A 23,847-nucleotide genomic window follows, 5' to 3' on the forward strand; every position below is an offset into this window, starting at 1 on the left:
ACAAGATGATTCAATTGGGACCAAGCGGGCACATTGACAGCTTTACCCGGGATCATCTGCCCCCGGTTCAGGAATGGCCCGAAATGGATCTGACAGGATTCGACTATCCCGAATGGCTGAATGTCGGGGTCGAACTGACCGACCGCATGGTTGAACGCGGCCTTGGCGACCGGATCGCGCTGGTCGGCAACGGGCGGGCACGCACCTACAAGGAACTGTCCGACTGGACCAACCGGCTGGCCCATGCGCTGGTCGAGGATTACGGGATCAGGCCGGGCAACCGTATCCTGATCCGTTCGGCCAACAATCCGGCGATGGTTGCCTGCTGGCTGGCGGCGACCAAGGCCGGGGCCGTTGTCGTCAACTCGATGCCCATGCTGCGGGTCAAGGAACTGGCGCAGATCGTCGACAAGGCCGAAATCACCCATGCCCTGTGCGATTCACGACTGATGGATGAACTTGTCACGACAGCCAAGGAATCCGCCCATCTGAAAACCGTGGTCAGCTTTGACGGCACCGCCAATCACGATGCCGAACTGGACCGCGCCGCGCTGACCAAATCGGTGACATTTCAGGCGGCAAGGACCGGGCGGGATGATGTTGCCCTGTTGGGTTTCACCAGCGGCAGCACCGGCATGCCCAAGGCCACGATGCATTTTCATCGCGACCTGCTGATCATCGCCGATGGCTATGCCAAAGAGGTGCTGGGCGTGACGCCCGATGACATCTTTGTTGGCAGCCCGCCGCTGGCCTTTACCTTTGGCCTGGGCGGGTTGGCGGTGTTTCCGCTGCGTTTCGGGGCCTCGGCCGTGCTGCTGGAGAATGCCTCTCCGCCGAACATGATCGAGATCATCCAGCGCCACCGCGCCACAATCTGCTTTACCGCGCCCACTGCCTATCGGGTCATGCTGCGCGCCATGGACGAGGGCGCCGACCTGTCCAGCCTGCGCGCCGCTGTCAGTGCCGGAGAGACCCTGCCCGGCCCGGTCTGGGAGGAATGGCGCGACAAGACCGGCAAGCCGCTGCTGGACGGTATCGGCGCGACGGAAATGCTGCATATCTTCATATCCAACCGCCTGAATGACAGCCTGCCGGCCTGCACCGGCCGCCCGGTGTCCGGCTATCGCACCCGCATTGTCGATGAGAATGGCGATGAACTGCCCCGGGGCGAATTGGGTCATCTGGCGGTGATCGGGCCAACCGGCTGTCGCTATCTGAGCGATCCGCGCCAGGCTGAATATGTCCGCGATGGCTGGAACCTGACTGGCGATACCTTCTGGCAGGACGAAGATGACCGCTTTCACTTCGCCGCGCGATCGGACGACATCATCCTGTCCGCAGGCTATAATATCGCCGGACCGGATGTCGAGGCTGCCCTGCTGGCCCATCCCGATGTGATCGAATGCGCCGTCATTGGTGTGCCGGACGAAGCGCGCGGGCAAATCGTTCAGGCACATGTCGTTCTGGCTGCCGAGGTCGAGGCCGATCAGGTCATGATCGAACGACTGCAAAACCACGTCAAATCGCTGATCGCGCCCTATAAATATCCTCGCCAGGTCATTTTCTGCACCGAATTGCCAAAAACCCAGACCGGCAAGATCCAGCGGTTCCGGCTGAAGGAGTGATTGCCGCCTTGATCAGGATCGCGAATGAATTTTCAACATCGACAGAAGACCGGGTAAGAGATGTCAAAAGCATATGACCCCTCGACAGAAGGCGCACGCATGTCCTTTGCGGGCCGGATGTCCTATGGCGACTATCTGGGGCTGGACAAGATCCTCGGCGCTCAGCATCCGAAATCGGATGCCCATGATGAGATGCTGTTCATCATTCAGCATCAGACCGCCGAACTGTGGATGAAGCTTGCCCTGCATGAAATGTCGGCAGCACGCGACGCCATTGCAGCGGGCCGACTGCAACCGGCCTTCAAGATGCTGAGCCGCGTGGCGCGGATCATGGAACAACTGAATTCTGCCTGGGATGTCCTGCGCACCATGACCCCCAGCGAATATACCCAGTTCCGCGAAGCTCTGGGCGAAAGCAGCGGCTTTCAGTCCTATCAGTATCGGATGATCGAATTCGTCGCCGGCAACCGCAACACCGCGATGCTGGGCCCGCATGAGCATCGCCCCGATCTGGTCGAGATGCTGCGGGCCGAACTGACCCGACCGTCGCTGTATGACGTGGTCCTGACACGGCTGCGCAATGCCGGTTTCGACGTGCCCGCCCGCAGCCAGCTGGACCAGCCGCATCAGCCTGACCCCAAGGCCAGTGCCGCATGGGCCAGCGTCTATCGCGAGCCCGAACGCTATTGGGAGTTGTATGAACTGGCCGAAAAGCTGGTCGATTTCGAAGACTATTTCCGCCGCTGGCGTTTCAACCACGTGACCACCGTGGAACGTGTCATCGGGTTCAAGCGTGGATCAGGCGGCACCTCTGGCGTCAGCTATCTGCGCCGGATGCTGGAGGTCGTGCTGTTCCCCGACCTTTGGGAAATGCGAACCGAACTGTAACCAAGGAGACAACCATGACCCAGCCCGACCCCGGCATCACCCTCAGCGATCAGGCCTATGGTGGCACATCGTGGAATGTCGTCGGACATACCTATACGCCCAAGCTGCACACCGAAAATGCCATGATCTGGCATGCGGTGATCCCCGCGGACACCTTTGTGCCGCCCCATATCCACCCCACCCAGGACGAATGGATCGTCATGCTGGAGGGCAACCTCGAAGTCGAAATCGACGGTGAACTGCACAAGGCCGGGCCCGGTGACACCGTCCGCATGCCGCGTGGCATCGTGCATGGCATCTTCAACCGTTCGGGACAAACCGCGACCTGCGTGTTCGGCGTTGCCCCGTCGCGCAAGATCTTCGCCCTGTTCGGGGCACTTGATCGCGTGACCGATCCGGCGGAACTGGCCCGAATCTCGGCCGAGCACGAGGTTGACTTCCTGCCGCCGCCCGACGCCGGCTAGGCGGACGGCTGGGTGAAATATCGATAGCCCGAGGCTTCGGCAAAACCCATGGTCTGGTAAAGGCTCAGCGCCGGTTTGTTCGAACGCAGAACCGCCAATGCCAGGCGACTGGCACCGTTCTCTGCCGCCCAAAGGGCCGCCCGCCGCATCATCCAGCCCGCCAGCCCCTTGCGGCGCAATTCTGCCTGAACCTCGACCGCATGAACCATGGCGACCCCGCCATGGATGGCGACAAAGGCGGCACCGGCAGCCCGATCATCCACCCGCCCCAGGATCGAGGTTCTGGGGCGGGCCGCACGTTCCATCACCGCCAGCCGGTCAGCTCCGATTCCGCCCGCCTGCCAGATATCCTTCTGGATCGCCAGGGCAGGCCAGAGGTCAAAGGCCGTGACCGGTGGAATCTCCAGTCCGGTCAGCCGCGCAGTCTCGATCTGCAGGATCGCAGTCGCGCGCGCGGGCTGGAACCCCAGCGCGGTCAGGGTCGCGGCCAGCGGCTCATCCTCGTCGAGAACCAGAAAGCGGGAGGGCTGCTGCCAGTCGCGCTGCAATCCGATGACCCCGGCGATATCGGCGTCACGCCAGCCCCCGACCACATAGGCCGAATTGACCCGATCGCCCCCGCCATGGCCATGCGCCACGTGAAATCCGCCGACTTCACGCACCGATTCCGCCGGCCATGTCGCGTGAAATGCCGCCGCCAGCGCCGGATCCATCACAGATCAAGGCGTTGTTTCAACGCCGCCACGGCCTCATCAACGCGGGCCTCGTCCAATCCGCGAACGACCAGATTGGTGCCCCAGCCCGTTTCATCGTGAAACGGATAGGACCCCAGCGACAGATCGGGGAATTCAGCCGCCAGTTGCTTCAGGTCTTCGGCAACTTCGCTTTCGCCGCGCCGAACCTCGATGGACCTCGACTGCACGGGCCGTCCTGCCTGCAATCGTGGAAGCAACCAGGCGACCATGGCGCGAAATACTTCGGGAACGCCTGCCATGACATGGGTATTGCCGATCGAGAACCCCGGCGCGCCGGATACGGCATTTTCGATCAGGCTTGCCCCGATCGGAATCCGTGCCATCCGCAACCGGCCTGGTGTCAATTCGGTCCCCATCCGGTCGCACCGCGCCTGCAGGATGGCACGGGCCACGTCATTCACCACGACCGTCGTGCCATGCGCCACGGCCACCGCATCGGCGGTGATGTCGTCATGCGTGGGACCGATACCGCCCGAGGTGAACAGCAGGTCATATTTGCCGCCAAGGCTGGAATCCAGGGCACGAATGGCCTCGACGATATCGTCCTGCTCGTCGCGGACCACCCTGATCTCGCACAGATTGATCCCGCTGGCGGTCAGAACCTGCGCCAGATGATGGGCGTTTCCCTCGCGGGTACGCCCCGACAGGATCTCGTCGCCGATTACCAGAATCGCGGCAGTGGGATTGTCTGATTGCATCATTTTCGGCCCCCGATCATATCAGTTTCTTCTATGCTGTCGCGTGGCACTGGAACAAGGGGCCGGTCGGGTCTATCTATGCGACCAGATGAAAGGATCAGCCATGGACGATGAAAGCCGCATAACCAAGGAAGGTATCCGGATCCATAACCCGCAGGATTATGCGGGCATGCGAACTGCTGGAGCAGTGGCCGCGCAGATACTGGACGAGGTCGGCCCGATGGTCGAACCGGGTATCAGCACGGGGGACCTTGATGCCTTCATAACCCGCAGGGTCGAGGAACTCGGCGCAACCTCGGCGACGATCGGCTATCGCGGCTATCAGCACGCCAGCTGCATCAGCGTCAACCATGTCGTCTGCCATGGCATTCCCGGCAGCAAGCTGCTTCAGAACGGCGACATCCTGAATATCGACGTGACCGTCATCGTCGATGGCTGGTTCGGAGATACCAGCCGCATGTATGTGGCGGGCAAGGCGTCGATCAAGTCGCAACGGCTGATCCAGGTCACGCATGATTGCCTGATGAAGGGGATCGAGGCTGTGCGCCCCGGCGCAACCTTCGGCGATATCGGCCATGCCATCCAGCAATACGCCGAGAAACACCGGATGTCCGTGGTTCGCGATTTCTGCGGTCACGGCCTTGGCCAGGTCTTCCATGCCCCGCCCAATGTCCTGCATTTCGGTCGTCCGGGCAAAGGCCCCGTGCTCGAAGAGGGCATGTTCTTTACAATCGAGCCGATGATCAATCTGGGCCGCCCGGAAACCAAGGTGCTGGCCGATGACTGGACCGCCGTGACCCGTGACAAATCCCTCTCGGCGCAATTCGAACATTCCATCGGCGTCACCGCAGATGGCTTTGAGATCTTCACGCCCTCGGACAAGTTCATGACCGTCTTTGGCTAGAAGCCCCTGTCAGGGGCCATGCCCCTGACCGCTATCTCTTGCGGACGGGCCACCGGCCCGGACGCGCCGCCAGGTTCCGGGTGACGGGGTGACGGAGGTCAGGCGCGGCCTGCAGCGGCTGACAAGAGCGACGGGTCAATGCCCTGCGCACGCAAGGCAAGCTGCCATTTCTCCTCATGCGCGGCCCCGAAGATCAGTTCCTCGACGCCATCACCGGTCAGCCAGCCGTTCTGCAGCATTTCCGCCTCGATCTGCCCCGGCCCCCAGCCGGCATAGCCCAGTGCCAGAACCGCGTCCTCGGGGCCCTGCCCGCGCGCCAGATCCTCAAGGATGTCCCGGGTCGATGTCATCGCCAGGGCCGAGCCAATGCGCAGTCGGCCCTCGGGATCATCGCCATGTTCGGGCACGCTGTGCAGGACGAAACCGCGCGCCGGTTCGACCGGCCCCCCGAATCGTACCTCGATATGGCGGGCGGTATCCTCGACATCGATCCCCAGCTGTTCCAGCAATTCCGTGAACTTGATCTCGGGCAACGGATGATTCAGCACCAGCCCCATCGCCCCCTCTTCCGAATGGGCGCATATCAGCACAACGGACCGTTGAAATCGCGGATCGGCCATGCCCGGCATGGCGATCAGGACCTTGCCGGTCAGATTCTGTGTTTCGTCCTTTTGATCGGGGCTGCTCATCGTGCCTCCTTTTCCCTCAAGATTGGCTTTCCACGACCGTGATGCAAGCCCCCGCGTGAATGTGACTTCTGCGCAGGCGGTCGGCGGGTTAAGGATTGGTCATGAAATTCCTGATCCCTTCGACCCTCTTCCTGGGCCTGTCTGCCCTATCGGCCCTGGCGTCCGATCTGCCACCCGGAGTTGTCTCTGCGCGGCTGCTGCCGGGCTGGGTAGACCAGGCCGGAAACCGCATGTCCGCAATCGAGTTGCAATTGGAACCGGGCTGGAAAACCTACTGGCGCCAGCCGGGTGATTCAGGGTTTCCGCCCAGTTTCGACTGGCAGGGTTCGACCAATCTCGAAAGCGTCACCCTGCATTGGCCCGCACCCGAGGCGATATGGTCGGGAGATGAGCTGACCCTCGGATATCACGACCGGCTGGTGCTGCCATTTACCGCCAGTCCGCAGATGGCCGAGGCAGGATCGGAACTGCAGCTCGCCATGGATTTCGGCGTCTGCGAGAAGATCTGTGTTCCGGCCCATGTGGTGATGCGGGCCGATCAGCCCGACGTCCGACCCGACCCGCAGATCCTGACGGCACTGAAGCGCGTGCCGGTGCCTTCGGATGTCGTTCCAGGCTGTCACATGACCCCGATCGAGGACGGTCTGCGTCTTGTGGTCGAACTGCCCCAAAGCAACGTCGATGTCGCCGCCATGGAGGTGATCGGTCAGCCCGATATCTGGGTCTCGACACCGGCCCTGCATTCCGGAACACAGGGCACCTCGGCCACCGTCGAACTGGTGCCTCCGTCCGCCAGCCCCTTCGATCTGGACACGGAAGATTTGCTGATCACGCTGATCGATGACGCCGGTGCGATCGAGATGCAGGGCTGTTCGACCGCAGGCTGAGCACGGCCACGATGGCCAGCACGCCCAGCAATCCCAGCGCATAAGAGAGCAGCGCCATGGCGATCGAGGGCGCCGTGGGCCACCACTGCGGCAGGCCAGCGCCATCAGGAAACAGCGCCACGGGCACCAGCGTCACCGTGAATACGGCCAGCGCCAGCACGACGCCGATGCGCGTGGGCCGCGCCAGGGCCGGACTGCGCAGGCTGCGCCGAAATCCCTTGCGCAGCGATGCGATATCGGCCCCGATGCCCATCACCGCCGGCACCACCACCAGCACGACCAGCATGCCAAAGCCCAGCCCATAGGCCAGCGTCACGACGGTCGGCTTAAGAAACAGCGCCTGAGAGGACCGCTCATACAACAGCGGAGCCAGCCCCAGAACCGTTGTTGCCGTCGTCAGCAGAACAGGTCGAAAACGGTTGCAGACCGCATCCACGATGGCCGGGCGCAAACCGCGATCTCGGGCGTATTCGTCAACCGTGGAAATCAGCACGATGGAATCATTGATGACGATGCCGGACATGCCGATCAGGCCGACGACCGAAAACATCGACATCGGCAGGTTCCACAGATGATGCCCCCAGACCGCGCCGATCAGACCGAAGGGAATGACCGACATCACCACGATCGGGCGGCTCCAGCTGGCAAAGATGAAGGCCAGCACCATGTAGATACCGCTCAGCGCCAGCCCGAATCCGGTCATGGCGTCATTCAGGAAATCGCGTTCCTGCTCGGCCAGCCCGGTCGTTTCGAAGTTGATGCCATATTCGGCGGCGATCTCGGGCAGAATACGGGTCTCCAATAGGTCCGAAATCTGCGCCGCGCGGGCAGGATCATCCTCGGAGATATCGCCGGTAACGGAAATCATCCTCTCACCATTTTCCCGCCGCACGACGGAAAATCCGACATCACTGTCCACCGTGACAATATCGATCAGCGGCACCCATTGCCCATTCGCGGTCCGCATCCGCATCCGTTCCAGAAAGTCCCCGCGACGTTCGCTTTCGGGAAGTTCGACACGAATCGCCCCGGTGCGCGTGCCGACCGGGAATGTGGCCGCCTCGATCCCGCCCAGACGCTGACGCAGATCGCGGGCCAGACCTTCGGTCGTAAAGCCCAGGGCCTTGCCCTGCGGGGTCAGTTGCAGCGCCAGTTCGTCCTTGTCATAGGACATGCTGTCTTCCAGCGCCGATACCTCGGGGAATGCGGCCAACCTTGCCTTCAGCGCCTCGGCCGCATCCTTCAGCCTTTGCGCCCCGGCACCGGTCATGCGCACCGAGATCGAGTCGCCCCCCGGTCCGGACAGGAACCCGCGAAAGCTGATGGTCTCCAGCCAGGGATCCTGTGGCATGGCGCGCTGCAGCGAGGCGACGAAATCAAAGCTGGAATAGGGCCGGAAATCGGGGTCGATCAGCTCAAGCTGCACCGCGCCCAACAGGTCGCTGTCCTTGGTGTCCGCTCCCGGCAAGGGTCGCCCCGAATTGCTGCCCACCATGGTCATGGCATGGGTGACGGGATTGACGCCGTATTCTTCCTCATATTGCGCGGTCACGCTGTCCACCGCCCCCTGCACCAGCCCCATGACCCGCAGGGTATCCTGACGCGTCGCTCCCGGCAGCATCGCGAAATTTCCCGCGACGCTGCCCTGTTCGGGCGCATTGAAGAACCGCCACGGCACCTGCCCCGACATCAGCGACCCGACCGCCCAGGCCAGCATGGCAATCGTCAGCGCCAGCACCGGATAGCGCAGCTTCAGCACCCATTCGGTCAGCGGGCGCAGCAAATGCAGGACCAGCCAGTCGAGACCGCTGTTCACCAGTTTCGAGGGCCGGTCATACCAGTGACGCCGCGCCGCCCGCGTCAGCGCATGGGACATGTGATTGGGCAGAACCAGAAAGCACTCGATCAGCGAGGCGATCAGCACGATGATCACCGTCAGCGGGATATCGGCAATCAGATTGCCGAAACGTCCGCCGATCACGACCAGCCCGGCAAAGGCGATGATCGTCGTCAGCGAGGATGAAATCACCGGGGCCGCCATGCGCCGCGCCGCGCGCTCTGCCGCGATGGCAGCGGCTTCGCCCAGCTTGCGCGCCCGATAGTCGGCATGCTCTCCAACCACGATGGCATCATCGACGATGATCCCCAACGTCAGGATCAGCGCGAACAATGAAATCATGTTCAGCGTCATGCCCGTGGCATACATCAGCCCCGCCGCAGCCAGCAGCGAAGCCGGGATTCCCATTGCAACCCACAGGGCGGTGCGGGCATTCAGGAACAGGAACAGCAGCGACACGACCAGCACCAGCCCGATGGCGGCATTGTCCAGCAACAGTTCCAGCCGCGCCGCGATCCGTTCGGCCCGCGCACGCACCAGTTCGATATCCACCGAAGCAGGCAGAAAGGGGCGCATCTCGGACGCCACGGTCTCGACAAGGCGCTGCATTTCGATGGCATCGCCCGAGGCGCTGCGCTGGACCCGTACCATGACTGCCGGCTCGCCATCGACGTAATAGGCGGTGTTGCGATCCATCCCTGCCTGTCGGACATCGGCGACATCGCCAATGGTCAACTGCGTGCCATCGGGGCGCGCGGCCAGCGACAGGGCCGCCACTGCTGCAGGATCGCGGGCTTCCGCACCGGTACGCACCCGCGACGCCCCCGAGGCCACATCCCCCGCAGGGCTGACCGTTGCAGCGGCAGCCACCACCTGGGCAATCTGGTCCATGGTGACATCATGGCGCAGCATGTCGCCGATACGCAGCTCGATCAGGGTTTCCGGCGCGGCAAGCCCCGTGATGGTCAGCCGGGTAATCCCCCGCGCATAGAGCCGGTTGACGAAATCATCCGCGATCCGCCCCAGCTGATCCAGCCCGACCGGCCCCGAGATGATCACATCGGCCACCCTGTCGCGCCAGGAGTTGCGGGTTATTTCAGGATCTTCCGCCCCCTCCGGCAGGTCTCCGGCACCGGATATCGCGCTTTCCACGTCAGCCGTGGCACGTGACATGTCCCAGCCCGGCTCGAACTCGATCTCGATCCGCGCCGCGCCCTGAACCGCACGGGACGAGGTCATCGTGGCACCTTCTATCCCCATCAGCGCGGGCTCCAGAACCGCGACGATGGCGCTGTCCACATCCTCGGGACCGGCACCATCCCATTGCACCCGGACATCGACCTCCTGGATGACCGTATCGGGAAAATATTGCGCGCGCAGCTTTGGTGCGCCGTAAAGCCCCCCGACCACCATGACTGCCATCACCAGATTCGCCAGCGTGGCGTGGCGAACAAAAAGCGACAGCAGCCCCCGTGGTTCAGCCATTGCCCTGCCTTTGTTCCTTGCCGGCCTGATGATCGGCAGGCGGCACCGGCGCGGCCGCATCGCGCACCCGGATGCCCGCACCAAGCTGTGGGGCGCGTTCGGCCACGACTCGCGCGTCATGCAGATCGGCCGTGACCTCGATGATCACATCGTCTCCCTGTCGCCTCAGAACCGTGACGGAATGAGCGATCAGCCGTCCCTCCGGCCCCATGACCAGCACCGAACCATCTGCCCCGATGGCCGTCGCGGGCAGGATGGCGGCGTTTTCCAGAACCGGTTCGGGGATCTCGAGACTGACGAAATCTCCGGGCCGCATTGTTTCGCCGCCACTTGTGATGCTGGCATAGATGACCCGCCCGGTCGTGCCCTCGGCAACCGAGGCGGCGGCGCGATCCAGCCGCGCCGTCGCCGTCAGACGCCCTGCCGAGCCATCCAGCACCACGGTCGCAGGCCGCCCCTCGAAGCCGCCATCCGGCCCGGAAAGACGGGAAAACTGATCCAGAGACAGGGGGGCTTTGACCTCCAGAACCTTGGGGTCGATGATTTCGGCCAATTGTTCATTCAGGCTGACCAGACCGCCCTGAACTGCCGTCACATCAGTCACCCGCCCCGAGAAATCGGCGCGGATCTCGGTATCGGCCAGCGCGCGTCTTGCCTCGGACAGGTCGATCTCGGCGCGGCGCAGGGCGTTTCTGGCTGCCGTCACCGCAGATTCCGCCGCTGCAAGGGCGGATCGTCCGGCAATGACCGCCTGCTCGGCCGCGGATGCCGCAAGCTGCGAGGCCTCGCGCTCGGCGCTGGTGCCCAGCCCCCGCTCTGCCAGGGATTCCTGACGTGAGACGGCGGCATGGCGCAGTTCTGCCTGACGTTCGGCGGCGGCCAGGTCATCGGCAGCCACCAGCACATTGCGTTGCGCATCGCGTAGCGTCGCCTCGGCATCGTCGCGGGCAGCAATCTGATTGTCCAGCGCCGCCTGCGCCGCCGCCGGATCAATGCGCACCAGCAACTGGCCCGCCGTCACGGTGCCACCTTCCAGCATCTGCGGATCAAGAAAGACGATCTGCCCGCTGGCCCCTGCGCGCAGTTCCAGCCTGCGTCGGGCCTCGACCGTCCCATAGACCTTCATCCGCGGCGTGACCGGCTGCGGCTTCACTGTCAGCAATCGCGCCGTGTAAACCTGTTCTGCCCGACCATCGCCCGGACGCCCCGGCCCGTCCGGCGCCGTGCTCAGCCGCCAGAGGTGGACCCCCGCCAGGAACAGCAGGCCAAGCGTCAGAAATGTCAGGAACAGCCCCATAAGGCTGCGAAACAAAAAGCGCATGCGAATATGTCGGTCCCTTCATGTTCAGGGTTACCACATGATGGGGAAACATTTCCTAAACGGAAAGCGATTCCATCCGCGCCGACAGTGACAGCAGATCCGCCCAGGCCTCGCGCTTGGCGACCGGAGTGCGCAGCAGATAGGCGGGATGGGTCATGGGCAGGGCCGGGCGTTCGAAAGCCTGCGTCCATTGGCCGCGCAAACGCAGGATGCCGCGCCGCCCGATTGCAGCCTGGCAGGGCACATTGCCCATCAGCACCACCAGATCCGGCGAAACCAGCTCGACATGCCGTCGAACGAAAGGCATGCTGAGGGAAATCTCGTCATTGCTGGGGTCACGATTCCCCGGCGGACGCCATGCCAGCACATTGGTGATATACAGCGCCTTCTCGGCGTCGACTTCCTGTCGCGACAGGCCGATCGCCTCGAACATGCGATCCAGCAACTGCCCCGCCTGCCCCACAAAGGGGCGGCCCTGCCGGTCCTCCTCATCGCCCGGTGCCTCACCCAGAATCAGCACCCGCGCCTTGGGATTGCCATCGGCAAAGCAGAAATTCCGCGCGCCCTTCTTCAACTCGATCCCGTCAAAACCCGCCTGGGCAGCCGCCAAGGCCTCAAGGCTCTGGGCCCGTGCGGCAAGGGATTCGGCCTCGGCGACTCTGGCCTGCAGATCGTCCTGGACCGAGGGTTGCGGGCTCGCCACGGCCGGGGCCTGCATCTGCAAGGGCGGCATCACCGGAGTGTCAGCCGCGCGTGATCGCGGGGCCAGTTCGAAACGGTCTACCGGCGCATCCAGCATGGCTTCATCCGCGCCCATCTCGACCTGCCATTCCAGCAGCGCCAAGGCGGTGTCGGCGTCAATCGCGATGCCCTGATATGTCGGAAGAGAATCCATGCGTTGCCAAGCTAGGCCGCTTCGCAGCGGCGAACAAGATCAGTCGGCCATCAGCATGTAGCCGGTGCCGCGCACGGTCTGCAGGAATCGCGGCTCTTTCGGGTCGGCCTCGATCTTGCGACGCAGGCGGGTGATCTGCACATCGATGGCGCGTTCGGAATTGTCGCCATCCTCGCTGCCGCCCCGGCCCAGGTCCTCGATCAGTTCCGCGCGACTGACCGGTTCGCCAAGACTTGCGGCCAGCTTGCGCAGCAGGGCCTGCTCGGTGCCGGTCAGGCGCATGATCGACTCGCCCTGCCACAACTCTCCCTTTTCGGTGTCATAGCGCAGCTGACCCAGCGACAGGAATTTCGGCTGCGCCGTCTCGGCCGCCGGGATGCGACGCAGGATGGCCTCGATCCGCAACAGCAATTCGCGCGGCTCGAAGGGTTTGGGCAGATAGTCATCCGCGCCACTTTCAAGCCCGGTAATACGGTCCTCGATATCGCCCCGCGCCGTCAGCAACAGGATCGGCGTCTGAATTTTCTGGCGCAGCGCACGGGTCAGGGCAAAGCCATCCTCGCCGGGCATCATCACGTCCAGAACGATCAGGTCGAATTCCAGCCCGCTCAACAGCCGCCTGGCCTGCGCGGCATCACGCGCCATGGTCACCATGAAAGCATTCTTGCGCAGAAACCGCCCCAGCAAGGCACGGATACGTTCATCGTCGTCAACGATCAGGATATGGGCATCCGGGCTGTTCATGGTTGGGCCTCAATCTTCCTCGGGCAGATCCTTCATTGCCTGATACTGTGCCCGGGTCTCGGGGTCCATCATCGCTTCCAGCACCTGCCGGAAACCCGCCACCGCCTGCGGGCCGGCATTGCGATAGGCCGTGCGCATCCGCGCCCGCTGCGCCGCGGACAGCCTGCGCTCCAGCGCGGTGCCCGCCTCGGTCAGATACAGCAATCTTTCGCGCCGGTCACGCCGCCCGACGCGGCTTTCGACCAGCCCGTCCTCGATCAGGGTGCGCAGCACCCGGTTCAGGGATTGCTTGGTCACCCCCAGCACGGCCAGCAGCGCGGTGACGGTCAGACCGGGACTGCGATGGATGAAATGCAGGGCCCGGTGGTGGGCGCGCCCGTAATCCATCTCTGCCAGAATCAGGTCGGGATCCGCGGTAAAGGCGCGATAGGCGAAAAACATCGCCTCGATGCCACGGCGCAGCTGGTCATCGGTCAGGAACAGCAGATCCTCGCCGACCATTGTCTGCATGCGCGCCTTGTTCTGCATTCGTCATCCTTCCGTGGTTGTTGACGTGATAGGGCAGCGTTGTTGACTTTCCAAGATTCGATTGCTAGCCGTCAAGTGCTTCGCGCAACAAAAAGGCCGGAATCGGGCGGTCTTGCGCAAGATATGCAAAACCCGACCCTGATGGAGAATAAGATGACGGCGGCATATGACGATCGCGACGGCAAGATCTGGATGGACGGTGAACTGGTCGACTGGCGCGACGCAAAGGTGCATGTGCTCACCCACGCACTGCATTACGCCAGTTCGGTTTTCGAAGGCGAGCGCTGCTATGACGGCAAGATTTTCAAGGGACATGAACATTCGCTGCGCCTGATCGAATCGGGACGGCTGCTGGACATGCCGATTCCCTATTCGGCAGATGAAATCGATGCGGCGAAAGAGGAAGTCCTGAAGGCCAACGGCTTCGAGAACGCCTATGTGCGCGTCGTCGCATGGCGGGGGTCAGGTCTGGACATGGGTGTCTCGGCCAAGCGCAACCCCGTCCGCATGGCCGTCTGCGCCTGGGAATGGGGCAGCTACTACGGTGATGCAAAATGGCAGGGTGCCAAGCTGGACGTCGCCAAGTGGAAACGCCCCAGCCCGGAAACCATCCCCACTGCCGCCAAGGCTGCCGGTCTGTACATGATCTGCACCATGTCCAAACATGCCGCCGAGGAAAAAGGCTTCTCGGACGCGCTGTTCATGGACTGGGAAGGCTATGTGGCCGAGGCGACCGGCGCGAATATCTTCTTCCTGAAGGACGGTGAAGTCCACACGCCGCTGGCCGACCGCTTTCTGAACGGAATCACCCGCCGCACCGTCATCGAGATGATGAAGGAGAAGGGGCTGACCGTGCATGAGCGCCGGATCAAACCCGAAGAACTGGACGGCTTCCAGGAATGCTTCCTGACCGGTACCGCCGCCGAGGTCACCCCGGTTGCCCAGATCGGCGACTGGAACTTTCAGGTCGGAGAAACCACCCGCGCCATTGCCGAAGATTACGAAAAACTGGTGCGCGCCTGAACAAGGCCCTGCCCGGGTAATCAGGACAGCAAACCGAGAAAGGCCACCGGAAAGAGATCCGGTGGCCTTTTTCCATTGCGGGGCCTTATTTCCATTGCAGGTCGCTGCCATCGGGGACAGCCCCTGCGATCGCTCAGACCAGATGGCCGCGCTCGATTCGCAGATATTCGGCTGTCCGGCGACCTTCATCGCCACGTGACTTCGGCCGCGACCTCAGTTTGGCAACGACCGGGTGAAGCCCGGAAAAACGTTCCCGACGGGTGTATTCACGCAGCCTCTGGCCGCCGTGATGACGTGGTTGGTCACTGATATGCTTGGTCATGATGAACCCTCCTCAAGACCCATGAGGCATGATTATAGGGCCGAATCGGACCAAATAAAACCGTCATGCGGCCCTTATGCCCTGGGCGGCGGACAAAACGGCGTAAAGCGCCGCCTGATTGTCATTGGCACGCAGCTTGTTGCGCAGATCGCCATCGCGCAGCGTTCGAGACACCAGGGCCAGTGCCTTGAGGTGATCGACACCGCTGGTTTCCGGCGCAAGCAGCGCAAAGACCAGATCGACGGGCTGACGGTCCACCGCATCGAAATCCAGCGGCTTTTCCAGCCGCAGGAACAGGCCGACGACCTTGTCCAGCCCATGCAGCCGCGCATGTGGCAGTGCCACCCCCTGCCCGACGCCGGTCGGCCCCAGGCTCTCGCGCTCTTGCAGCGCATCCAGAACCTCGGATTGAGGCAGCCGGTATTCGGCATTGGCCAGTTCGGACAGTTCCTGAAACAGGCGTTTCTTGGATGTCACCTGTCCAAGGGAACGGACGGCTCCGGGCTTGAGAATTTCGCTGAGTTGCATCGCGACACGTCTTTCCTAAGCTATCCGCCCCCGGACGGTATCATCCGGGGGCGGTGCATTCTGTGTGGCGTGGCGGTTTCGGCGTCAGCCGTTCCCGCGCGGGTCGATCCATCCGACATTGCCGTCTTCACGGCGATGGACAACATTCACGCCGCCATGTTTCTCGTTGCGGAACACCAGAAGCGGCGTCCCTGCCAGTTCCATCTGCATGACCGCGTCACCAACCGACAGCGTGGGCACGCGGGATTCCATTTCGGCGATGATGATTGGTTCCAGACCATCGGCCCCGGTTTCCCAATTGCTCTCATCAGACGAAAGCACATACATTCCCGCCTCACCGAATTCAACAGGCTCGGACCGGTCCTTGTGATGGTCTTTCAGACGCCGTTTGTAGCGGCGCAGCTGCTTGTCCATCTTTTCACGGCAGGCTTCGAATGCATCATAGACTTCGTTGGCGATTCCGCGCGCCTGCACCGTCAGACCGGTGGACAGATGCACGACGGTATCGCAGACGAACTGATGCGCATCACGGGAAAATGTTACCGCCGCGTCGGTCGGACGTTGGGAGTATTTGGTAATCGTTTCCCCAAGCTCTGTCTCGACATGCGTGCTGAGGGCATCGCCAACATCAATGTGTTTTCCGCTGATGGTATAGCGCATCGTGTTTCCTCTTCGGTTGCCCGTCTCCGCATGCGCCGACCCGTTCGAGTTGCCGGCGCGCGGCGGAAAACGGGGGTGGCGGGGCACGGCGTGATACCGCACCCGCATGTCTCAATTTGGTGACAGCAAAACGGATCTGTCAACGGCAACACACGCCACAGTGACATTTTTCCCCAGAAGAATCATCCCAGATGGAAACTTTCACCCAGATAGACTTCGCGCACCTTGGAATCGGCGACGATCTCCGAGGTGGTGCCGGACATCAGCACATGCCCGTCATGCAGGATATAGGCACGATCGACGATGGCCAATGTCTCGCGCACATTGTGATCGGTGATCAGAACCCCGATCCCGCGGGATTTCAAGGCATGAACCAACTCGCGAATCTCTCCGACTGCAATCGGATCGACACCGGCAAAGGGTTCATCCAGCAGCAGGAAGCTGGGATCCGAGGCCAGACAGCGCGCGATCTCGACCCGGCGCCTTTCCCCGCCCGACAGCGCCATGGCCGGGGCACCGCGCAGATGCGTGATCGAGAAATCGCCCAGCAATTCCTCCAGCCGGTCACGGCGATGGCGCGGGTCCCGCAGCGTCACCTCCAGCACCGCCATGATGTTCTGCTCGACCGAAAGCCCGCGAAAGATCGACATTTCCTGCGGCAGATAGCCGATGCCCATGCGCGCGCGCCGAAACATCGGCAGGCGCGTCGCGTCCTGACCGTCGATCAGGACCTGCCCGGCATCGGGGGGCACCAGCCCGGCAATGCAATAGAAACATGTCGTCTTGCCCGAGCCATTGGGCCCCAGGAGCGCCACGACCTCGCCACGCTTGAGCGAGACCGACACATCGTGAATCACCGGACGCTTGCGATAGGATTTGCGCAGCCCATGCACCTGCAACCCGTCGCCATCCATCTGCGCAGCCGGAACCTGCATCAATTGCCGCCCTGCTGCAGGATCGAGCGCACCCGCCCGTCAACCCGGGCGGTGCCATTGACCAGATCCACGATCATCTTGTCACCAGTCAGCACGCTCTCGCCCTGCGCCAGAACGACATCGCCGGTCAGCGTCACGCCGCCGGTTTCAACCTGATAGACCGCCTCGCGCGCCTCGGCCGCATCTCCGCCCGAGACCAGAACCACATTGCCCACCGCATGCATCGAACGGATGCGCGATTGCTCCTCATTGGCATATTCAACCGTCACGCGATCGGCGGACAGGCGCATCTCTCCCTGCCCGATCACCACATTGCCGGTGAACACCGCATTGCCATCCGCCTGATCGACCTCCAGCCGGTCCGCCGCAACCTCGACCGGGGCCGAACTGTCCGCTTGCATGCCGCCGAAGGCGACGCTTTGCGCGAAGGCAGGGCCCGATGCAAGAAGCAGGGCGATCATCAGGGGGCGCAACATATGACGGTCCTTTGCTAGATCAGGGTTGGTATAGCAGACGAACGCTGCCGGAAAAGCTCAAGACCGCAGGATTTTCGTCTTCGGTCGCATCAGAGGGCGCGACCTTGGGCTGAAGTTCCATGTCGTCCGAGGTGATCCTGCCGAAGGGTCCGGTCGCCACCACGCCATTGCTGGCACCCAGATGCGAACGGTCGGTGGCGGCCTCGACCTCGGGCGCGGATAGTGTCCAGCCCGAAGACAGCGAGATGTCCACCCCGCCGCTGAGTGCGATCAGATCCTGCCCGACCCCCGCATCCGGTGCAGTCAGATGTGCCGACAACCCATCGGGCCGGACCCACTCCAGCGCCACCTGCTGCAGGGTCGCATCCCGTTCATCGGTGGCCGGCGTCGCATCAAGCGCACGCAGGGTCACCTCGGCGCCGTCACCGGTCACGCCCGCATATTCGGGCGCGACGATACGCGGCTCACGTGCCATCTGCTCGGCATCCACCTCGGCATAGGGAATGCTGGCATCCCCGTCCGGCTGGCGCGAAAACAGGAACATGGTCGACAGGATCGCCAATGCGACAAGCGGCAACAGCACGCGCAACCATCTGACGATGCGGGTGCGGGTCATGGGATCAGACCATGCCGGCGCGCAGGCAGTCATGGATATGCAGGATCCCGCGCGGCGTGCCGTCCTGAACCGCGAACAGGCAGGTGATCTTGCGCGACTGCATCTCTGCCAGGGCAGCCTCGGCCAGCGCGTCGGGCGCAATGACGCTGGGGCCATGGGTCATGACCTCGCCCGCCGTATGGTTCAGCAGGCCGTCCATGTGGCGCCGCAGGTCGCCATCGGTGATGATGCCCGTCAGCCGGCCATCCGCATCGGCAACCCCGGCCACGCCATAGCCCTTCTGGCTGATCACCAGAAGCGCCTCGGTCATCGGCGTGTCTTCACGCACCAATGGCAGGTCGTCATGCATCAGGTCGCCCACGGTGGCCAGCAGCGCACCCAGCTTGCCACCGGGATGGAAAGTACGGAAATGTTCGGGCGTAAAGCGGCGATGTTCCATCAGCGCAATCGCCAGGGCATCACCCAGGGCCAACGTCATCGTGGTCGAGGTGGTCGGCACGATCCCGTTGCCACAGGCTTCCTCGGCCGGGGGCAGCAACAGCGCCACATCCGATTGCCGCAGCAACGTCGAATTGGCCCGCGAGGCCACGCCGATCAGCGGAATCTGGAAACGCCGGGTATGGGCGATCAGATCGGCCAGTTCCGGCGTTTCGCCGCTGTTTGACAGGACCAGCGCCACGTCCGACTGCGTCACCATGCCCAGATCGCCATGACTGGCCTCGGCAGGGTGGACGAATTGCGCGGGCGTTCCGGTCGAGGCCAGCGTCGCCGCGATCTTGCGGGCGATGTGACCCGATTTTCCCATGCCCGACAGGATCACGCGCCCCTGCGCGCCCAGAACCAGGTCGATCGCCTTCTGGAATTCCGGGCCAAGCGAACCGGCCAGCAACTGAAGCGCCTCCGCCTCGGTCCTGATCACACGGGCAGCGGTTTCTAAGTATGTCGTCATGGAAGTTACCTAATGATGGAATATGTCTTTTTCATCCCCCCAGCCCAGCAGATCCAGATGGGCCCGGGCCGGAAGAAAATCGAAACAGGCCTGTGCCAGTCCCAGTCGGTTCTCGCGGCGCAGCCGCTCTTCCAGCGCCTCTTTCAGCTTGTGCAGATGCAGAACATCCGATGCCGCATATTCAAGCTGGGCGTCGGTCAGATCATCCGCGCCCCAGTCGCTGCTCTGCTGCTGCTTGCTGATATCCACGCCAACCAGCTCGCTGAGCAGATATTTCAGCCCGTGACGGTCGGTAAAGGTGCGCACCATCTTCGAAGCGATCTTGGTGCACCAGACCGGCGAGGTCACGACGCCAAAGGCATTTTCCAGTGCCGCGATGTCAAAACGACCAAAATGGAACAGCTTGACCACCTTGGGATCGGTCAGCATCCGGCAAAGATTGGGGGCCTCGGTCTGGCCCCGCTCGATCTGAACCAGATGCGCATCTCCGTCGCCAGACGACATCTGCACAAGGCAGAGCCGGTCACGCCTTGGATCAAGTCCCATCGTCTCGGTGTCGATTGCGACGATCGCGCCAAGGTCGAGATCGTCGGGAAGGTCATTCTGGTAAAGATGAATACTCATCGCTTCGTCCGCTTCTGGCTGGCTCGGGCCTCTCTGAACAGAAACCGCCGCTACGTTCCACCAAAATCCGCAAAACGGCCCGATGCTGTGGCGTCATTGCCCGATACAGGGCAGGTGCGACAGACCCGGAAACAAAAAATCCCGCAGCTCTGACGAGCCACGGGATTTTTTTGGTGCCCAGGAGAGGACTCGAACCTCCACGCCTTGCGGCACACGGACCTGAACCGTGCGCGTCTACCAATTCCGCCACCTGGGCAGGTGGTGTAGGCGGGTCTCTAAAGCCAGTGATCGGGGTCGTCAATGGCCTGTTTTACTTTTTTCTTCCGGAAGGCGAAAAAAATTTGCCGCGCCCCGCAAATCGACGAAACTGGCTCAAATGACAGATATAAATACCGGTGTTTTCCGGACATATTGCAGAGCATGTATCTGGCGCGGCGCCGACAAGACCGTCAGCGGCGCAAATGGGACCGAGTGAATGTTGGACGAGTACCTGAATACGCAATGGGATGTCATCGTGATCGGCACCGGGATTGGCGGGGGCAGTATCGCCCGCCGGCTGGCCGAGGCGGGACTTTCGGTCCTGATGGTCGAAAAAGGCCCCGACCTGGACGGCAGCACGGGCACCGAGGTCGAAACAGGCGTCACCGATCCGACGGCCCGGCTGGAGGAAGGGATCTGGCCCTACCCGCTGGAAGCGCGAATCGACGGGCGCGATTCCCAGTTGTTCGGAATGGTCGGTGCCTGCGTGGGCGGCACCTCGACCTTTTACGCGGCAACCCTGGAACGCCCCGAACCCCATGATCTGGACGATTCAACCGAACGCCCCCACCCGACGGGCGGCTGGCCCGTCAGCTATGCCGAGATGCGCCCCTATTTCGACCTTGCCGAAAAGAACTTTCGCATCAGCGGCGAGATTGACCCTCTGGGCGGTATCGATGCGCCCGAACTGCGCCCCGCGCGCAGGGTGACAGAGGTGGACGCAACGCTGCGCGCCGCGTTCAGCAAAGCGGGGCTCAATCCTTATCAGACCCATATCGCCGCCGAATTCCCGCCTGACTGCCAGCAATGTTTCGGACGCCGCTGCCCGCGCCCCTGCAAGATGGATGGCCGCTCGGCAGGCGTTCTGCCCGCGCTGGCGACCGGCCATGCGAAACTGCTGGATCGCTGCAATGTGACCGGCATCGAGGCAGGCGACAGGGTCAGCAGGATCAACTGCAGCCGAGACGGCCAGAACTTCAGCCTTCACGCCAGACATTATGTCCTGTCGGCCGGCGGGCTTGGCTCGCCCACGCTGATGCTGCAATCGCGCAGCGAGGCATGGCCCGACGGGCTTGGGAACAACAATGACCTCGTGGGCCGCAACCTGATGTTCCATCTCAGCGAAATGCTGGCAATCTGGCCCGGACATGGCAGCAAATCCGATGCGCCCAGCCGCGCCATCAGCCTGCGCGACCTTTATCATATGGATGGTCAGCGCTTCGGGTTGATCCAGTCGATGGGAATCGACGCCGGCTATGGTGAGGTTCTTTATGCGCTGAACGAAATGTTCGACCGCTCGTTCCTGCGCAAGATCCGCCCGCTGCGCCATTTTCTGCGCCTGTTGCCCCATGGGATCCTGCCGCTGCTGGGGCCTGCCAAGATCTTTGTCGGCGTACTGGAAGACTTGCCCTACAGCGAAAACCGTGTGCTTGCCGATCCCGCGCAGCCGGACCGGCTGCGCTTTGAATACAGCATTCACGACGAGTTGAAAGATCGCCGCATGGCTTTCCGGCGCGCCATGAAACAGGCCTTTCGCCAGCACCGGCGGATTTTCTTCAACCATATGCCGACGCTGAACTTTGCCCACCCCTGCGGCACGCTGCGCTTTGGTGACAATCCCCGCAGCAGCGTGCTGGACCGGAACTGTCGCGTTCACGGCATCGACAATCTGACGGTGGCGGATTCCAGCTTCATGCCGACCTCGAACGGGTGCAATCCCAGCCTGACGATCGCGGCAAATGCCTATCGCGTGGCCGATACATTGATCAAGGAACTGCGGGCACGGTAACCACGTGGCTTGTCGCGCCAGCTCTGCTTGGGTATTGAACGCTGGTATGCTGCACGAAGGAGGCGAAAAGCCAATGGCGAAACTGGTCACGATCTTTGGTGGGTCGGGCTTTGTCGGTCGGCATGTTGTGCGACTGATGGCCAAACGCGGATGGCGGGTGCGGGTCGCCGTGCGTCGCCCGGACGAGGCATTGTTCACGCGCACCTATGGCGCCGTCGGACAGGTTGTGCCCGTGCTGTGCAACATTCGCGACGAAATGTCGGTTCGCGCGGCGATGTCGGATGCAGATGCGGTGGTAAACTGCGTCAACATCGAACGCCCCGAAGGCAAGAGCAATTTCACCAATGTCTTTGAACAGGGCGCCGAACATATCGCGCGCCTGTCTGCCGAGATGGGCGTCGCCCGAATCGTGCATCTCTCGGGCATTGGTGTCGATCCCAAATCGGCCAGCCGTTATATCGCCTCGAAAGCGCGGGGCGAAGCCGCCGTGCTGAAGCACCGCCCCGATGCGGTCATCCTGCGACCCTCGGTCATCTTCGGTCCCGACGACCATTTCTACAACCGCTTTGCCAGCCTTGCACGGCTGGGCCCGATCACGCCGATCATCGGCGGACGGACCAGGCTGCAGCCCGTCTATGTCGAGGACGTGGCACTGGCCGCCGTGATGGGCGCGACCGGCGAAGCCGAAACCGGCATCTACGAGTTGGGCGGACCTGACGTCCTGACGATGCGCGAGGTGATCGCCCAGGTTCTCAAGGTCACTCACCGTCGTCGGCTGGTGCTGAACATGCCCTTCTGGCTGGCCCGGATCGGGGCAACCGTTCTGGATGGCGTGCAATTTGCCTCGTTCGGGCTGTTCTCGAACAAGTTCCTTTCGCGCGACCAGCTTCCCTTGCTGCGCAATGACAATGTGGTCAGCCCGGATGCCAGGGGATTCGCCGATCTGGGTCTGCAGCCGATCGCGGCCGAGGCTGTCATCGAGGACTACCTGTGGCGCTTCCGTCCCTCGGGACAATATGACGCAATCAAGGACTCGGCCAAGAATCTTCGCGAGTTCTGATGGAACCCAATACCATTGTTGCAGCGGTTCTCGGCATTCTCGAGGGCCTGACCGAGTTCATCCCCGTGTCGTCAACCGGCCATGTCCTTCTGGCCGGGCGCTTTCTGGGATTTGACTCGCCGGGCCGCGCCTTCGAGGTCGTGATTCAACTTGGTGCGGTGCTGGCGATCCTGGGCGTCTATTCGACGCGTCTCTGGGCCATTTTCTCGACCGCAGCGCATGACGCCGCCTCGCGCCGCTTCATCGCGGCAGTGCTGCTGGCCTTCATGCCGGCCGTCGTGATCGGCGTCATGGCGCATGACATCATCAAGACGATACTGTTCGAAACCCCGGTCCTGATTGCAACCATGCTGATCCTGGGCGGGATCGTCCTGCTGCTGGTCGACCGTTGGGCACAGAACCCGCGCTATTCCCGGGCCGAGGATTTCCCCTTGCCGATGGCCTTCAAGATCGGCGTCATCCAATGCCTTGCAATGATTCCCGGCGTCTCTCGTTCCGGCGCGACCATTGTCGGCGCGCTGGCGCTTGGCGCGGACAAACGCTCGGCGGCCGAATTTTCGTTCTTTCTTTCGATGCCGACGATGCTGGGGGCCTTTGTCTATGACCTCTACAAGAATCGCGACGTGCTGGACGCGGCGGCGATGGGCAATATCGTCATCGGTTTCATCTGCGCCTTTTTCAGCGCGGTTGTCGTCGTACGCTGGCTGTTGGGATATGTGTCTCAGAACGGATACGCCTTGTTTGCATGGTGGCGGATCATCATCGGAAGCGTTGCCTTGCTGGCGCTCCTGATAGGTTAGTCAGCAATGCTGACCTAAAATGACCCCGTCCCGAAAAGAAACTGCGGGGCGGGTGCAAAAATTCCACATATAGGTCAGCATTGCTGA

25 protein-coding genes and 1 tRNA gene are annotated in these 23,847 nt (G+C 62.6%); 9 read left to right on the forward strand and 17 right to left on the reverse strand.

Going from position 1 to position 23,847, the window contains the following annotated elements; translation table 11 throughout:
• The first annotated feature begins 5 nt into the window (after positions 1 to 5).
• Genes JHW44_RS12655 through JHW44_RS12665 form a run of 3 tightly spaced genes read left to right on the forward strand, consistent with a single transcriptional unit; the run spans position 6 to position 2,977 of the window.
• Positions 6 to 1,625: an AMP-binding protein gene (locus JHW44_RS12655; RefSeq protein ID WP_089342557.1), complete on the forward strand. Its 1,620-nt coding sequence runs from the start codon at positions 6 to 8 to the stop codon at positions 1,623 to 1,625.
• Positions 1,626 to 1,685: 60 nt separating this feature from the next.
• Positions 1,686 to 2,513 (forward strand): tryptophan 2,3-dioxygenase, encoded by an 828-nt coding sequence (gene kynA, locus JHW44_RS12660; protein ID WP_089342556.1) that lies wholly within the window; start codon positions 1,686 to 1,688, stop codon positions 2,511 to 2,513.
• Positions 2,514 to 2,527: 14 nt separating this feature from the next.
• A complete protein-coding gene (locus JHW44_RS12665; protein WP_089342555.1) occupies positions 2,528 to 2,977 on the forward strand; it encodes a cupin domain-containing protein in 450 nt (149 codons plus the stop codon).
• Here the strand turns inward: JHW44_RS12665 and JHW44_RS12670 are convergent.
• Entirely contained in the window at positions 2,974 to 3,690 is a 717-nt protein-coding gene (locus tag JHW44_RS12670) for a GNAT family N-acetyltransferase (protein ID WP_089342554.1), read from the reverse strand. The two genes, JHW44_RS12665 and JHW44_RS12670, sit on opposite strands and share 4 nt — an antisense overlap.
• A complete protein-coding gene (locus tag JHW44_RS12675; protein ID WP_089342853.1) occupies positions 3,690 to 4,430 on the reverse strand; it encodes a competence/damage-inducible protein A in 741 nt (246 codons plus the stop codon). Before JHW44_RS12675 ends, JHW44_RS12670 begins: the two co-directional genes overlap by 1 nt.
• A gap of 103 nt (positions 4,431 to 4,533) precedes the next feature.
• Between JHW44_RS12675 and map the strand changes: the two genes are divergently transcribed.
• Complete coding sequence (map, locus tag JHW44_RS12680; protein WP_089342553.1) at positions 4,534 to 5,334, forward strand: type I methionyl aminopeptidase; 801 nt, start codon at positions 4,534 to 4,536, stop codon at positions 5,332 to 5,334.
• Positions 5,335 to 5,432: 98 nt separating this feature from the next.
• Here the strand turns inward: map and JHW44_RS12685 are convergent, their stop codons facing one another.
• Complete coding sequence (locus JHW44_RS12685) at positions 5,433 to 6,023, reverse strand: YqgE/AlgH family protein (RefSeq protein ID WP_089342552.1); 591 nt, start codon at positions 6,021 to 6,023, stop codon at positions 5,433 to 5,435.
• A gap of 101 nt (positions 6,024 to 6,124) precedes the next feature.
• On the opposite strand from JHW44_RS12685, the gene JHW44_RS12690 reads away from it, so the two are divergent.
• Positions 6,125 to 6,910: a protein-disulfide reductase DsbD domain-containing protein gene (locus JHW44_RS12690; RefSeq protein WP_089342551.1), complete on the forward strand. Its 786-nt coding sequence runs from the start codon at positions 6,125 to 6,127 to the stop codon at positions 6,908 to 6,910.
• On the opposite strand, the gene JHW44_RS12695 is transcribed toward JHW44_RS12690, so the two are convergent.
• The 5 genes from JHW44_RS12695 to JHW44_RS12715 are packed head-to-tail and all read right to left on the reverse strand — an operon-like array spanning position 6,852 to position 13,720.
• Positions 6,852 to 10,232 carry an efflux RND transporter permease subunit gene (locus tag JHW44_RS12695; RefSeq protein WP_089342550.1) on the reverse strand — a complete coding sequence of 1,127 codons (3,381 nt, stop codon included), beginning with the start codon at positions 10,230 to 10,232 and terminating at the stop codon, positions 6,852 to 6,854. The genes JHW44_RS12690 and JHW44_RS12695 overlap by 59 nt on opposite strands.
• On the reverse strand, positions 10,225 to 11,553 hold the full coding sequence (locus JHW44_RS12700; RefSeq protein ID WP_089342549.1) for an efflux RND transporter periplasmic adaptor subunit: 1,329 nt from the start codon (positions 11,551 to 11,553) through the stop codon (positions 10,225 to 10,227). The genes JHW44_RS12695 and JHW44_RS12700 overlap by 8 nt, the downstream gene beginning before the upstream one ends.
• A gap of 55 nt (positions 11,554 to 11,608) precedes the next feature.
• The gene (locus JHW44_RS12705; protein ID WP_089342548.1) at positions 11,609 to 12,448 is read right to left on the reverse strand and encodes a uracil-DNA glycosylase; all 840 of its coding nucleotides are present in this window, start codon (positions 12,446 to 12,448) and stop codon (positions 11,609 to 11,611) included.
• Positions 12,449 to 12,487: 39 nt separating this feature from the next.
• The gene (locus tag JHW44_RS12710; protein ID WP_089342547.1) at positions 12,488 to 13,192 is read right to left on the reverse strand and encodes a response regulator; all 705 of its coding nucleotides are present in this window, start codon (positions 13,190 to 13,192) and stop codon (positions 12,488 to 12,490) included.
• Between the two features lie 9 nt (positions 13,193 to 13,201).
• Positions 13,202 to 13,720 (reverse strand): MarR family winged helix-turn-helix transcriptional regulator, encoded by a 519-nt coding sequence (locus JHW44_RS12715; RefSeq protein WP_245846719.1) that lies wholly within the window; start codon positions 13,718 to 13,720, stop codon positions 13,202 to 13,204.
• A gap of 153 nt (positions 13,721 to 13,873) precedes the next feature.
• Here JHW44_RS12715 and JHW44_RS12720 point away from each other — a divergent pair, with 153 nt between their 5' ends.
• Positions 13,874 to 14,743: a branched-chain amino acid aminotransferase gene (locus tag JHW44_RS12720; RefSeq protein ID WP_089342851.1), complete on the forward strand. Its 870-nt coding sequence runs from the start codon at positions 13,874 to 13,876 to the stop codon at positions 14,741 to 14,743.
• Between the two features lie 133 nt (positions 14,744 to 14,876).
• Here the strand turns inward: JHW44_RS12720 and JHW44_RS12725 are convergent, their stop codons facing one another.
• The 9 genes from JHW44_RS12725 to JHW44_RS12765 form a co-directional block, all read right to left on the reverse strand.
• Positions 14,877 to 15,065, reverse strand: a complete 189-nt coding sequence (locus JHW44_RS12725; protein WP_089342546.1) for a hypothetical protein — start codon at positions 15,063 to 15,065, stop codon at positions 14,877 to 14,879.
• 63 nt (positions 15,066 to 15,128) lie between these two features.
• Positions 15,129 to 15,593, reverse strand: coding sequence for a PTS sugar transporter subunit IIA (locus JHW44_RS12730; protein WP_089342545.1), 465 nt, complete (start codon positions 15,591 to 15,593; stop codon positions 15,129 to 15,131).
• Between the two features lie 84 nt (positions 15,594 to 15,677).
• Positions 15,678 to 16,253, reverse strand: coding sequence for a ribosome hibernation-promoting factor, HPF/YfiA family (hpf, locus tag JHW44_RS12735; protein WP_089342544.1), 576 nt, complete (start codon positions 16,251 to 16,253; stop codon positions 15,678 to 15,680).
• 182 nt (positions 16,254 to 16,435) lie between these two features.
• A complete protein-coding gene (gene lptB, locus JHW44_RS12740) occupies positions 16,436 to 17,188 on the reverse strand; it encodes an LPS export ABC transporter ATP-binding protein (protein ID WP_089342543.1) in 753 nt (250 codons plus the stop codon).
• On the reverse strand, positions 17,188 to 17,664 hold the full coding sequence (gene lptA / locus JHW44_RS12745; protein ID WP_089342542.1) for a lipopolysaccharide transport periplasmic protein LptA: 477 nt from the start codon (positions 17,662 to 17,664) through the stop codon (positions 17,188 to 17,190). The genes lptB and lptA overlap by 1 nt, the downstream gene beginning before the upstream one ends.
• Before the next feature lie 19 nt (positions 17,665 to 17,683).
• Positions 17,684 to 18,280 carry a hypothetical protein gene (locus JHW44_RS12750; protein WP_143811423.1) on the reverse strand — a complete coding sequence of 199 codons (597 nt, stop codon included), beginning with the start codon at positions 18,278 to 18,280 and terminating at the stop codon, positions 17,684 to 17,686.
• Positions 18,281 to 18,284: 4 nt separating this feature from the next.
• On the reverse strand, positions 18,285 to 19,229 hold the full coding sequence (locus JHW44_RS12755; protein ID WP_089342540.1) for a KpsF/GutQ family sugar-phosphate isomerase: 945 nt from the start codon (positions 19,227 to 19,229) through the stop codon (positions 18,285 to 18,287).
• Between the two features lie 9 nt (positions 19,230 to 19,238).
• The gene (locus tag JHW44_RS12760) at positions 19,239 to 19,853 is read right to left on the reverse strand and encodes a ribonuclease D (protein WP_089342539.1); all 615 of its coding nucleotides are present in this window, start codon (positions 19,851 to 19,853) and stop codon (positions 19,239 to 19,241) included.
• 171 nt (positions 19,854 to 20,024) lie between these two features.
• Positions 20,025 to 20,109 (reverse strand) — tRNA-Leu (locus tag JHW44_RS12765).
• Between the two features lie 219 nt (positions 20,110 to 20,328).
• Between JHW44_RS12765 and JHW44_RS12770 the strand changes: the two genes are divergently transcribed.
• The 3 genes from JHW44_RS12770 to JHW44_RS12780 all read left to right on the forward strand — a co-directional run bounded on the left by JHW44_RS12770 (position 20,329) and on the right by JHW44_RS12780 (position 23,760).
• Positions 20,329 to 21,900 (forward strand): FAD-dependent oxidoreductase, encoded by a 1,572-nt coding sequence (locus JHW44_RS12770; protein WP_089342538.1) that lies wholly within the window; start codon positions 20,329 to 20,331, stop codon positions 21,898 to 21,900.
• 73 nt (positions 21,901 to 21,973) lie between these two features.
• Entirely contained in the window at positions 21,974 to 22,960 is a 987-nt protein-coding gene (locus tag JHW44_RS12775; protein WP_089342537.1) for a complex I NDUFA9 subunit family protein, read from the forward strand.
• Entirely contained in the window at positions 22,957 to 23,760 is an 804-nt protein-coding gene (locus JHW44_RS12780; RefSeq protein ID WP_179217616.1) for an undecaprenyl-diphosphate phosphatase, read from the forward strand. The genes JHW44_RS12775 and JHW44_RS12780 overlap by 4 nt, the downstream gene beginning before the upstream one ends.
• Positions 23,761 to 23,847 lie beyond the last annotated feature (87 nt).

The sequence above is a fragment of the Paracoccus seriniphilus genome, from assembly GCF_028553745.1.
In the GTDB taxonomy this organism is placed as follows: domain Bacteria; phylum Pseudomonadota; class Alphaproteobacteria; order Rhodobacterales; family Rhodobacteraceae; genus Paracoccus; species Paracoccus seriniphilus.

What these genes read in the sequence shown, in the direction of transcription:
- JHW44_RS12720 (WP_089342851.1), top strand. Translation starts at nt 13,874, where the DNA reads ATGACGGCGGCATATGACGATCGCGACGGCAAGATCTGGATGGACGGT.
- JHW44_RS12655 (WP_089342557.1), top strand. Translation starts at nt 6, where the DNA reads ATGATTCAATTGGGACCAAGCGGGCACATTGACAGCTTTACCCGGGAT.
- JHW44_RS12665 (WP_089342555.1), top strand. Translation starts at nt 2,528, where the DNA reads ATGACCCAGCCCGACCCCGGCATCACCCTCAGCGATCAGGCCTATGGT.
- JHW44_RS12770 (WP_089342538.1), top strand. Translation starts at nt 20,329, where the DNA reads ATGTTGGACGAGTACCTGAATACGCAATGGGATGTCATCGTGATCGGC.
- JHW44_RS12670 (WP_089342554.1), bottom strand. Translation starts at nt 3,690, where the DNA reads ATGGATCCGGCGCTGGCGGCGGCATTTCACGCGACATGGCCGGCGGAA.
- kynA (WP_089342556.1), top strand. Translation starts at nt 1,686, where the DNA reads ATGTCAAAAGCATATGACCCCTCGACAGAAGGCGCACGCATGTCCTTT.
- JHW44_RS12775 (WP_089342537.1), top strand. Translation starts at nt 21,974, where the DNA reads ATGGCGAAACTGGTCACGATCTTTGGTGGGTCGGGCTTTGTCGGTCGG.
- JHW44_RS12705 (WP_089342548.1), bottom strand. Translation starts at nt 12,448, where the DNA reads ATGGATTCTCTTCCGACATATCAGGGCATCGCGATTGACGCCGACACC.
- JHW44_RS12730 (WP_089342545.1), bottom strand. Translation starts at nt 15,593, where the DNA reads ATGCAACTCAGCGAAATTCTCAAGCCCGGAGCCGTCCGTTCCCTTGGA.
- JHW44_RS12710 (WP_089342547.1), bottom strand. Translation starts at nt 13,192, where the DNA reads ATGAACAGCCCGGATGCCCATATCCTGATCGTTGACGACGATGAACGT.
- lptB (WP_089342543.1), bottom strand. Translation starts at nt 17,188, where the DNA reads ATGCAGGTTCCGGCTGCGCAGATGGATGGCGACGGGTTGCAGGTGCAT.
- JHW44_RS12685 (WP_089342552.1), bottom strand. Translation starts at nt 6,023, where the DNA reads ATGAGCAGCCCCGATCAAAAGGACGAAACACAGAATCTGACCGGCAAG.
- JHW44_RS12715 (WP_245846719.1), bottom strand. Translation starts at nt 13,720, where the DNA reads ATGCAGAACAAGGCGCGCATGCAGACAATGGTCGGCGAGGATCTGCTG.
- JHW44_RS12755 (WP_089342540.1), bottom strand. Translation starts at nt 19,229, where the DNA reads ATGACGACATACTTAGAAACCGCTGCCCGTGTGATCAGGACCGAGGCG.
- JHW44_RS12690 (WP_089342551.1), top strand. Translation starts at nt 6,125, where the DNA reads ATGAAATTCCTGATCCCTTCGACCCTCTTCCTGGGCCTGTCTGCCCTA.
- JHW44_RS12725 (WP_089342546.1), bottom strand. Translation starts at nt 15,065, where the DNA reads ATGACCAAGCATATCAGTGACCAACCACGTCATCACGGCGGCCAGAGG.
- JHW44_RS12700 (WP_089342549.1), bottom strand. Translation starts at nt 11,553, where the DNA reads ATGCGCTTTTTGTTTCGCAGCCTTATGGGGCTGTTCCTGACATTTCTG.
- JHW44_RS12750 (WP_143811423.1), bottom strand. Translation starts at nt 18,280, where the DNA reads ATGACCCGCACCCGCATCGTCAGATGGTTGCGCGTGCTGTTGCCGCTT.
- JHW44_RS12695 (WP_089342550.1), bottom strand. Translation starts at nt 10,232, where the DNA reads ATGGCTGAACCACGGGGGCTGCTGTCGCTTTTTGTTCGCCACGCCACG.
- JHW44_RS12675 (WP_089342853.1), bottom strand. Translation starts at nt 4,430, where the DNA reads ATGCAATCAGACAATCCCACTGCCGCGATTCTGGTAATCGGCGACGAG.
- map (WP_089342553.1), top strand. Translation starts at nt 4,534, where the DNA reads ATGGACGATGAAAGCCGCATAACCAAGGAAGGTATCCGGATCCATAAC.
- hpf (WP_089342544.1), bottom strand. Translation starts at nt 16,253, where the DNA reads ATGCGCTATACCATCAGCGGAAAACACATTGATGTTGGCGATGCCCTC.
- JHW44_RS12760 (WP_089342539.1), bottom strand. Translation starts at nt 19,853, where the DNA reads ATGAGTATTCATCTTTACCAGAATGACCTTCCCGACGATCTCGACCTT.
- lptA (WP_089342542.1), bottom strand. Translation starts at nt 17,664, where the DNA reads ATGTTGCGCCCCCTGATGATCGCCCTGCTTCTTGCATCGGGCCCTGCC.